Source organism: Marinagarivorans sp. (genome assembly GCF_982758155.1).
This window is the reverse complement of sequence record NZ_CEXWTU010000214.1, coordinates 1-8,409: the sequence shown is the minus strand read 5'-3', so window position 1 is coordinate 8,409 and position 8,409 is coordinate 1. Positions and strand designations below refer to the sequence as shown.

At 47.1% G+C, this 8,409-nt stretch carries 5 protein-coding genes; 2 read left to right on the top strand and 3 right to left on the bottom strand.

From position 1 onward, the window contains the following. Positions 1 to 662: oxygen-dependent tRNA uridine(34) hydroxylase TrhO (gene trhO, locus AC3A8L_RS17435; RefSeq protein WP_487963553.1), on the bottom strand; the 662-nt coding region annotated here is incomplete at its 3' end. A gap of 481 nt (positions 663 to 1,143) precedes the next feature. Between trhO and AC3A8L_RS17430 the strand changes: the two genes are divergently transcribed. Next, positions 1,144 to 2,757 carry a response regulator gene (locus AC3A8L_RS17430; protein WP_487963552.1) on the top strand — a complete coding sequence of 538 codons (1,614 nt, stop codon included), beginning with the start codon at positions 1,144 to 1,146 and terminating at the stop codon, positions 2,755 to 2,757. A gap of 37 nt (positions 2,758 to 2,794) precedes the next feature. Here the strand turns inward: AC3A8L_RS17430 and AC3A8L_RS17425 are convergent, their stop codons facing one another. Next, positions 2,795 to 5,728: a PEP/pyruvate-binding domain-containing protein gene (locus tag AC3A8L_RS17425; RefSeq protein WP_487963551.1), complete on the bottom strand. Its 2,934-nt coding sequence runs from the start codon at positions 5,726 to 5,728 to the stop codon at positions 2,795 to 2,797. 556 nt (positions 5,729 to 6,284) lie between these two features. Between AC3A8L_RS17425 and AC3A8L_RS17420 the strand changes: the two genes are divergently transcribed. Next, positions 6,285 to 6,617, top strand: a complete 333-nt coding sequence (locus tag AC3A8L_RS17420; RefSeq protein ID WP_487963550.1) for a glutaredoxin family protein — start codon at positions 6,285 to 6,287, stop codon at positions 6,615 to 6,617. A gap of 40 nt (positions 6,618 to 6,657) precedes the next feature. Here the strand turns inward: AC3A8L_RS17420 and AC3A8L_RS17415 are convergent, their stop codons facing one another. Then, on the bottom strand, positions 6,658 to 7,869 hold the full coding sequence (locus AC3A8L_RS17415) for a glycosyltransferase (protein WP_487963549.1): 1,212 nt from the start codon (positions 7,867 to 7,869) through the stop codon (positions 6,658 to 6,660). Positions 7,870 to 8,409 lie beyond the last annotated feature (540 nt).

Sequence of the window (8,409 nt, the reverse complement as noted above, 5' to 3'; positions counted from 1 at the left end):
CCTTCCCACAGGGTTTTCTCCTGCGGCATTTCCTCTAAATACTTAAGAATACCGACTTTTAAGTGGTAAACCTCATCAAAGCCTTGTTGCTTCATATACGCCGTCGATTTTTCACAGCGAATGCCGCCAGTGCAAAACATCGCAACTTTTTTATGCTTTTCGGGATCAAGATTTTTAGCCACATAATCGGGAAATTCGCGGAACGTGGTCGTTTCGGGGTTAATAGCGCCCTTAAAAGTTCCGATATTGTATTCGTAGTAATTGCGCGTATCGACCAGCACCACCTCTGGGTCGCTGATCATTTCGTTCCACTGTTCTGGGTTGAGGTACGTCCCAACGGTTTCGTTAGGGTCGATATCCTCAACCCCCATGGTGACGATTTCTTTTTTAAGCTTAACCTTCATGCGGTAGAACGGTAGGTCGCCTTCAAACGATTCTTTGTGCTCGATATCGGCAAAACGGGCATCTTTGCGCAAGTATGCCAGCAGGCTATCAATCGCCTCTCGCGTACCCGATACCGTGCCATTAATGCCCTCGTGCGCGAGCAACAGCGTACCTTTAATATTCTGGGCCAAACAAACATTAAGTAGTGGCTCTTGCAGGGCCTCAAAATCGGGCAAGCTCACAAACTTATACATCGCAGCAACAACAATCGCACTCATATCTTATCTCTCTATTTCACGGCTCTTCAGCACGCTTATTCGGCTAATTGGAACGTAAGTCCAACGCATTTAGGGGCGAGGCAATAATAGTTTGTCCAATTAGACGAAGAGATCGGCTTTCTTATCGAGGCGCTTAAAGGGGCGCATGCCGGGGCATGTAACGCTTTGAGCAACGAAGGTAAGGATGTCGAGATCAAGTATTAATGGATGAAATATTGTTTCCTCGTCCCTTAAACGGTAACCCAATGGATTACCCCTACAAAAAGGGCGTGCATTGTAACAAACCAACCCCATACTGGCGCCCTTTTCGACAGATTATTCCCCTCATTCGATCAATTTTTGACCCAGCGCAAGCGCTCGATACATTGGCCCCGCAAACACAACCGGCTGTCCTACAACTTTGAAATAAACGCCGGTGGCAGCTACAAAACACGCCAAAATCAGCCAAACTATAAGGGACATTTAAAACCAAGGTGGCTCAGTGGGTGCGTTTGTAGGCGAAAATTTACGCTTTTTAATCGTCGAAGACTCCAGCTTTTTCCGCTCAGCGGTAAGCGGTATGCTCAACGCATTTGGCGTTACCAAGGTTGAAGCTGTGCAAAACGGCCAGCAGGCCATGGAAGCCTGTAGAAGCCGCCACTACGATGTGATTTTGTGCGATTACGACTTAGGCAAAGGCCAAACGGGGCAGCAACTGCTAGAAGCACTCCGCCACAACACCATCATCAATCGCACCACGCTATTTATGATGGTAACGGCCGACACTTCCCGGCAAGCTGTTTTGGCCTCTAGCGAATGCTCGGCGGATGATTACCTCACAAAGCCGATTAATGCCGTTGTACTCAAACGGCGAATCAGCCGCCTGCTCACCCTCAACAAACAGTTTTCACCGGTATTTAAAGCGCTTGACCACAACGATACCCATCAAGCCATTCAATACTTAGAGTTGCTTGCAGAACCGCCACTGCGCAACGCCAGCTATGCCAGCAAATTGCTCGGCGAGGTGTTTCTTCAAGCGAATCAAATAGAGGATGCAGAACGGCTATACCAAAAGGTTATTGCCGACAAACCGCTAGAGTGGGCTCGCCTTGGGCTGGCTTTTGTTGCCCAAGCACGTGGGCAACTTGATGATGCAAACGCTATTTTTACCGCCATCAGCCGCGACAATCCTTTTTGCCTTGCCGCCTTTGACGGTTTGGCGAAAAATTATCACCTGCAAGACGATTTCATCAATCTACAAAAATCCATTGCTGCTGCCGTACGTGCATCGCCCGCGTCGATCCTTCGACAAAAAAACTTGGCCAATATTGCCGAGCAAAATGGTGACATCCCTACTGCACTAGAAGCGCTGCGCGAATGTGTGCGCCTGGGCTACCACAGCTGTTACGGCGACTGGCAAGATGCCTATCGCTTGGGTATGAATACGGCTGATATGTCACCAGCACTTCAGGAAGAAAAGGATAAGCTACCCGAAGAAGCCTTAAGAATTCTAAAAGCGGCCACGAACTACTTTGATGTTTCTAACGAAGATTTGCTACGCATGCAGTTTTTACAGGGCCGCTTACAATTTCTATCAAACCAAGGCGCGCTGGGCGAGCAATCCATTCACAAAGCCGAAGCGCTCTACTGCGAACTAGAGCAAGGCAGTGTTGTTACCGATATTGCACGGGTAAAAGCGATACGCACACTCAAAGAAAATACCCGCGCAGAAGAGCTGGCGGATGATTTAAAAGATTTATACGCTGACGATCAAAAAGCATTACAAAAATTAGATGAAATATTGAATGAACCTGCGAGTAAAAAGAACCGAAGAATTCTAGCCGAAACCAACAAAAAGGGCATTCAACTTTATAGCGAAAAGAAGTTCGACGAAGCTATTCATTGCTTCCAGCGAGCACAAGTTTTATTTCCTCGGCACTTAGGCATTCAACTTAATATTTGCCAAGCTTACATCGGAAAGCACAACCGTGGCGACGCCGGCGATATCGATAAAGTTGTACAAGATATGCTCATTAACATTCGCAGCCAACTAAGCCCTAGCGATCCACAGTTCCCGCGCTATACAAAACTACAGGAAATGGCACGGCTGCAGTAAGGGGCGGAGCAATAATATTCGCTCAGTACCTGCCTCCTCAAATCCCTCGGCAATCATTTGCAATATTCACGTTACCGAGAGGGTAAGGCCGGGCCTGTTTAATAAGCAGCTGTCGCTCGGGGCCTAGGAATTTAAACTCAGACTCCATCGTAAACCAAGGATCTTCAGCTTCGGTGTTTAATAGCCCTTCAAAGTGTTCTTGTATCGCACTCATGGCACACGCTAGTGCGCGTACTTCAGCGGGTGTAGTTACCGCGCCCTCAAGAATACTACTGTTGCTGTGATAGGTAAGCGTAGGCGTACGCGGCGGGAACTGATAAACCAACTGCTCCGTAATTACCCCAGGCGCGGGGTTAGTAACACTGGCTTCGCCAGCCTGCGAATTAAAATAATATTGATCGGAGCGGGTCGGGTTAAAAATATTGCGCGCAATTGCTACACCGTTTGCGCGCTCGTTGCGAAAAGCTTGATGCACGAGCACGCCCATTGCAACTTTGGTTTGATCCACCTGAGCATAACTGCGTTCTTCATACGCCCGTGCGTTCCACAAACTTGCCCACACTGTTCGAATAGCATCTTCGACTTTTCTTTTGTCATCACCAATTTCTGCACTCTGTGAGGTGTAAAGCCCAGCGCCATTAAAATTGGATAAATCTTCGGTATTACTACTGCTGCGAAAACGAACGCGGTCAGTACCGAAACGCAGCTGCACCAAGGCCTCGACCTCAGCCAGTAAAGTTGCATTTACAGGCTGCTGTAAAATCATCTGCTGTGCGGTTTCTAGCACTGTTCGCCGGTAAGAAATATCGGTTGCAAATAACGCTTCAGACATTTCCGCCATTAAATAAGCCTGCGCACCACTGTTAGAATAGTGCTCAAGGTAGTGGTGCATGGGAATGGCAAAAGCGTTTTCGGGCACCGCAAAACTAGCGGCCTCATTACAACTGGAAACAAAAGGCGCGATATGGAATAGCTCTGCCAACTGTGCCGCCTTAGCGCCAATTGTCGGCAAAGCATCTATACCGCTAGACGCTAAATCAATCAATTGAGTTGTCGCTCTATCTAAGCGCGGAATTAGCACTTCAGTATTGGGGTTGTGCATTGCCCAAAAAGCTTCAGCGTCTTCTGGCGTTGCAGCCTGCAAGGAATAACCGCTGGCTGAAACCTCAAAGCGCACCAATTTATTGAGCAGGCTCATCACTTCGGGATTTAAGCGTGCATTCGGTAGCGCCAAATTGGGTGTACCACGGCCTTGGCTTAAAATATTGACATGCGCCAACGGTGTTTGAAATGCTTCCGTAATTAACCCGCCCACAAAATCAATATCGTTAGGTACGTCGTTGGTAATTACAATCGTTCTTGATCCCAGTAATGCAGACTCAAGCTCGCCAGTTTCTACAAAGACTAAGGTGCCGTAAGCCACACCGACAGCCAAGGCTTGCAGCTCTAAATTTTGAAAAGGCGCATTGGGGCCAACAATGGGTAACTCGCCCTCAATACTTCGCGCACGCTCGATTTGGCTAGCGTCTTGAGGCCGAAACGCCCATTGCGTGGGCTCTGCTGTGGAGGCAGTCACGGTAAAAAAAGCATCGAGTAATTGCGGCGAAGTAATCACATCGCCAAAGGTAAATTCTACCGCATGAATATTGGCATTTGCGTGATGCGATAAAGTCCCTAAGTGGTAGACCCGCGTTAGAAGATTATAATAATTATCCCGTGAAAAGAGCCCCCACCCACGATTAAATTCTTGCGATTCCAGTGCATCACACCGATTCAGTTCCGGCTGTTTATTAATCACTTCGCGCACAAAAGTATAATGCAGCGGCCAACGCGCAGAACTTAAATAATGCACGAGACTATCGTGCTGTAAATCCATTACAAACTTCACCGATGCAATATTGGCTTTGCCCATGCCTTTTTCTAAGGTATCAAAATCACCAGGTGTGTAAAGGCCGCGCGAACGATTACCCAACTCACGTGACAATAATGCATTACATTGATTATCGGTATTTTCTGATGCCCCGGTGCAGAAATGAAAATTAAAAGGCGCAGCTGTTTTACGCGCTAAAACAGCCTGTTCAGGCCAATGCATAAACGACACCGAATCGACTCGAACGTGACTATTCTCGCTATCAATCCGATAGAGTACCGCTGCACCCTCAAAAAAGGGCTGTAATACTAGAGCTTCCACAGCACTTGCCGTTAACCCAATACTCGCCACCTCACCGGGGGCTAACATCTGATTCGGTAAGTCGATTCCTGTATTGCCACTCAAACGCGGCAACAATGAGTCGGCAGCCATTGCGCCAATCGCAAGCTGGTAATCATTCAGGTTAATTGCGGTATTACCGAAATTTTTCACCTCAACAAAACGGGTGGGTTTAAGTGCTAATTCATTAATGGCCAAACCCACAGGCACGACAGAAGATGGCCAAAGGGAGGCGTCAAAATGTTCAAACTGAATATCATCATCCACCGTGGGCGAAGATATGGCCTGGCAGTTATTGCCATTATTTTTTTGAGGGCTGGTATAACGACACAGACTAAAACTACCCGTTATAGACGGAAAACGGGCGTAAGCTTGATTATCATCTAGCTCTGGCACTACAACCTCGTCGACCAGAGTATTTTCTTGATTAAATAGCTTGAGTGTTTCACCGCCACTACTAATTTTAAAAGGTAAGTGCCGCTCCCCGTCTTCAGGCGAGTCGTCGGCCCAGAGCACAATAACTTCTTGCGGTTGCAGCACAATATCGGGCAACGTTATTGCATCAGAAGAACCATCAGCTATTGAGAATTGATTCAGGTTTAAGGGCACATCGGTCGCGTTGGCCAACTCAACCCAATCATCTAATTCACCGTTTTCATCAATGTAAACGCCCTCATTATTCGATATAACCTCATTGAAAACCAAGCTGGGCTCCAATTCAGGCTCTGGATCAACGGGCTTAGCAATGCAGGCGGTTAACATTAAGGCGCCGAGCACGACGCAGGCTCGCATGATTTGACGGCGTAAATTTAGCCCGAATACATGTTGTTTTCGTCGAATCACTTGATAGCCTCTTTAATGTTATGAACAATGCGCTAACCCGTCCTTCGGATACCAACCCGTCCATTCCATGGAGGAAACTACAGATAGTGGACGATTAGCGCGGACTAAGGGCCGAGGAAAAAATACTTTATCCAATAATACTTGCCTCCTGCTTCCTCAACAGCGTTGCTCAAAGCGTTACATGCCCCGGCATGCGCCCCTTCGAGCGCCTTGTTGAGAAAACAGGCGCCCTCGTCTAATTGGACAAACTATTATTACCTCGCCCCTAAAGCAATCATAAAAATGTAACCATTTGTGAAACTATGACGATAAGTCGCAATTAACCACAAAGCGAGCAATCCAAGTCACATCTCAAACAATATCCACCCAATGCTACAATCCCGTACATTATAGCCCGCCTTACTTGTTGATAACGGTATTCAAAACGGCTCGCACTCTTCTATTTAGTCGTGCAAAAAACCACGGAGATTCACTGATGTTTCGAAAAATTTTACTGATTGTCGCTGCTGGCGCCATTTTCCAATACTGGGGAGACATTAAGCAGTTCATAAATCCGCCACCCGACTTTTCAAAAGATCACGATGGCAGGGTTATTCTTTATGCCACTTCATGGTGTGGGTATTGCGCTAAAGCGCGCGAGCTACTGGAGGAAAATAACGTCGATTATTATGAATATGACATCGAGAAATCAGAAGAAGGTAACAGCCAATACAAAGCCCTTGGTGGCCGTGGGATTCCGGTTTTACTGATAAAAGGCCAAGTCATAAAAGGCTATAGCCGCGAGAAAATTCTTGCCCTTATACAATAACGAATAGCCGTCGTTCATTAAAATAGAAACGAACAATCCCTTACCGGCTTAATAAATTTTCACAGCGCTGCAATAGCGCGAGCGTAGGGTCTTCGGTACCGTATTCATCGTAATACGACTGCAAAAATGTTATCGCGTTGCGCTGTAATACTGGCAGCTGTACAGTCGCGGTTTTTATCGCGGGTAACAGCTGCTCCCAAGCTTTAGCGGGGCGAATAAAAACACCAAGCCCCATACCTTCAATTCGTTCGGCGGTTAGCTGCTGCTCGCCTTGCAATGGAATACAAACCAAAGGCTTTGCGGCCAATAACGATGACGAAACCGTGCCGCTACCCGCATGGCAAATAACAAAATCACACCCCGCCATTACCGTATCCATATTGTAAGGTTTAGCGGTTACGCTAAGCGTATCGGTTGATAGCGCCGTGCATTGCTGGGTATTTTTTCCTGTGACAAAAATATGACCCATAAAATGTGATTGCAGCCACTGTATCAATACGGGGGTAAACGGGAATTGCGTCGAGAGATAAGCAAAAACTTTTATCTTACCTGTAGCTTTAGGCCATACAGCCGGATTCCCCTTACCGCTCATCGAACATAAACCGCTATAGGTTTCTACCGTTCGCTGGTCGCGATAACAGTCTAACGCTGGGATTGTTTTAATAAAACGCGCATCACAACGGCCAAGGTCATCCAATTGGCTCAATGGCATCATCTTATTATCGTTTAATGCCGCATTAACCGCTGCAAATACATGATGCTCAGACGTCTCCATTCGAGCCAAACTTGGCTGGCGCCCCAACAAAGGAAGCTTCGCGCAGTGTACTGGCGGCACGCAATAGCCACTACCCAACATAATCTTTTTAAACGTGTATTCGCGGGCCGCTAGCAACGCTGTGGGCGCATAATCAAAAAGGACAATATCGGGCTGTAAACTTGAAAAAATCGAGCGCCATACTTTAATCGCAACGGCTAACGCTTTGGGCTGAGAGTAACCGTGCAACAATAAACTCTCGGCATAGGTTTGCGGTGGGGCGTTTGACTTAACTTTTTGAAATACATTTATAGGGCCTTGATACAGATTAAAATCGTAATCAATAGTAGACATCGTATGGAACTGTAATAGCGAGGGCACAATAAATGAAATACTGGCACCGCGCTCAGCCGCCAATTTAGCAACCTGCAATAGCGATACAACATGGCCAAAATTATCACCCAACTCACTGACAAACACCCAATGCTTCGTCGCCAAAAAACGATCTCCTATAAAAAAGCCAGCAAATGGATGCTGGCTTTTCGGTTAATTTAGGGGCGGGCACTAAATAACTTCCCATTTTTGACTTCCTGGGTGCACGCTTGCCTTCGTTAAAAATATTTGCAATAGCCAGCTATTAGGGACAAGGAAACAATATTTCATCCACTAATGCTTGATATCGACATCCTTACCTTCGTTGCTCAAAGCGTTACATGCCCCGGCATGCGCCCCTTTAAGCGCCTCGATAAGAAAGCCAATCTCTTCGCCTAATTGGATAAACTATTATTACCTCGTCCCTTACGCCATATTTTCGCCTCGCCAAGCAAGCACCCACAAGCCCAAATTCCAGCAACTTATTCAGTGCCCGCCCCTTAGGGCCGAGGAAAAAAATACTTTATCCAATAATACTTGCCTCCGGCCTCCTCAACAGCGTTGCTCAAAGCGTTACATGCCTCGGCATGCGCCCCTTCGAGCGCCTTGCAGAGAAAGCAGGAGCCCTCGTCTAATTGGACAAACTATTATTGCCTCGCCCCTTAC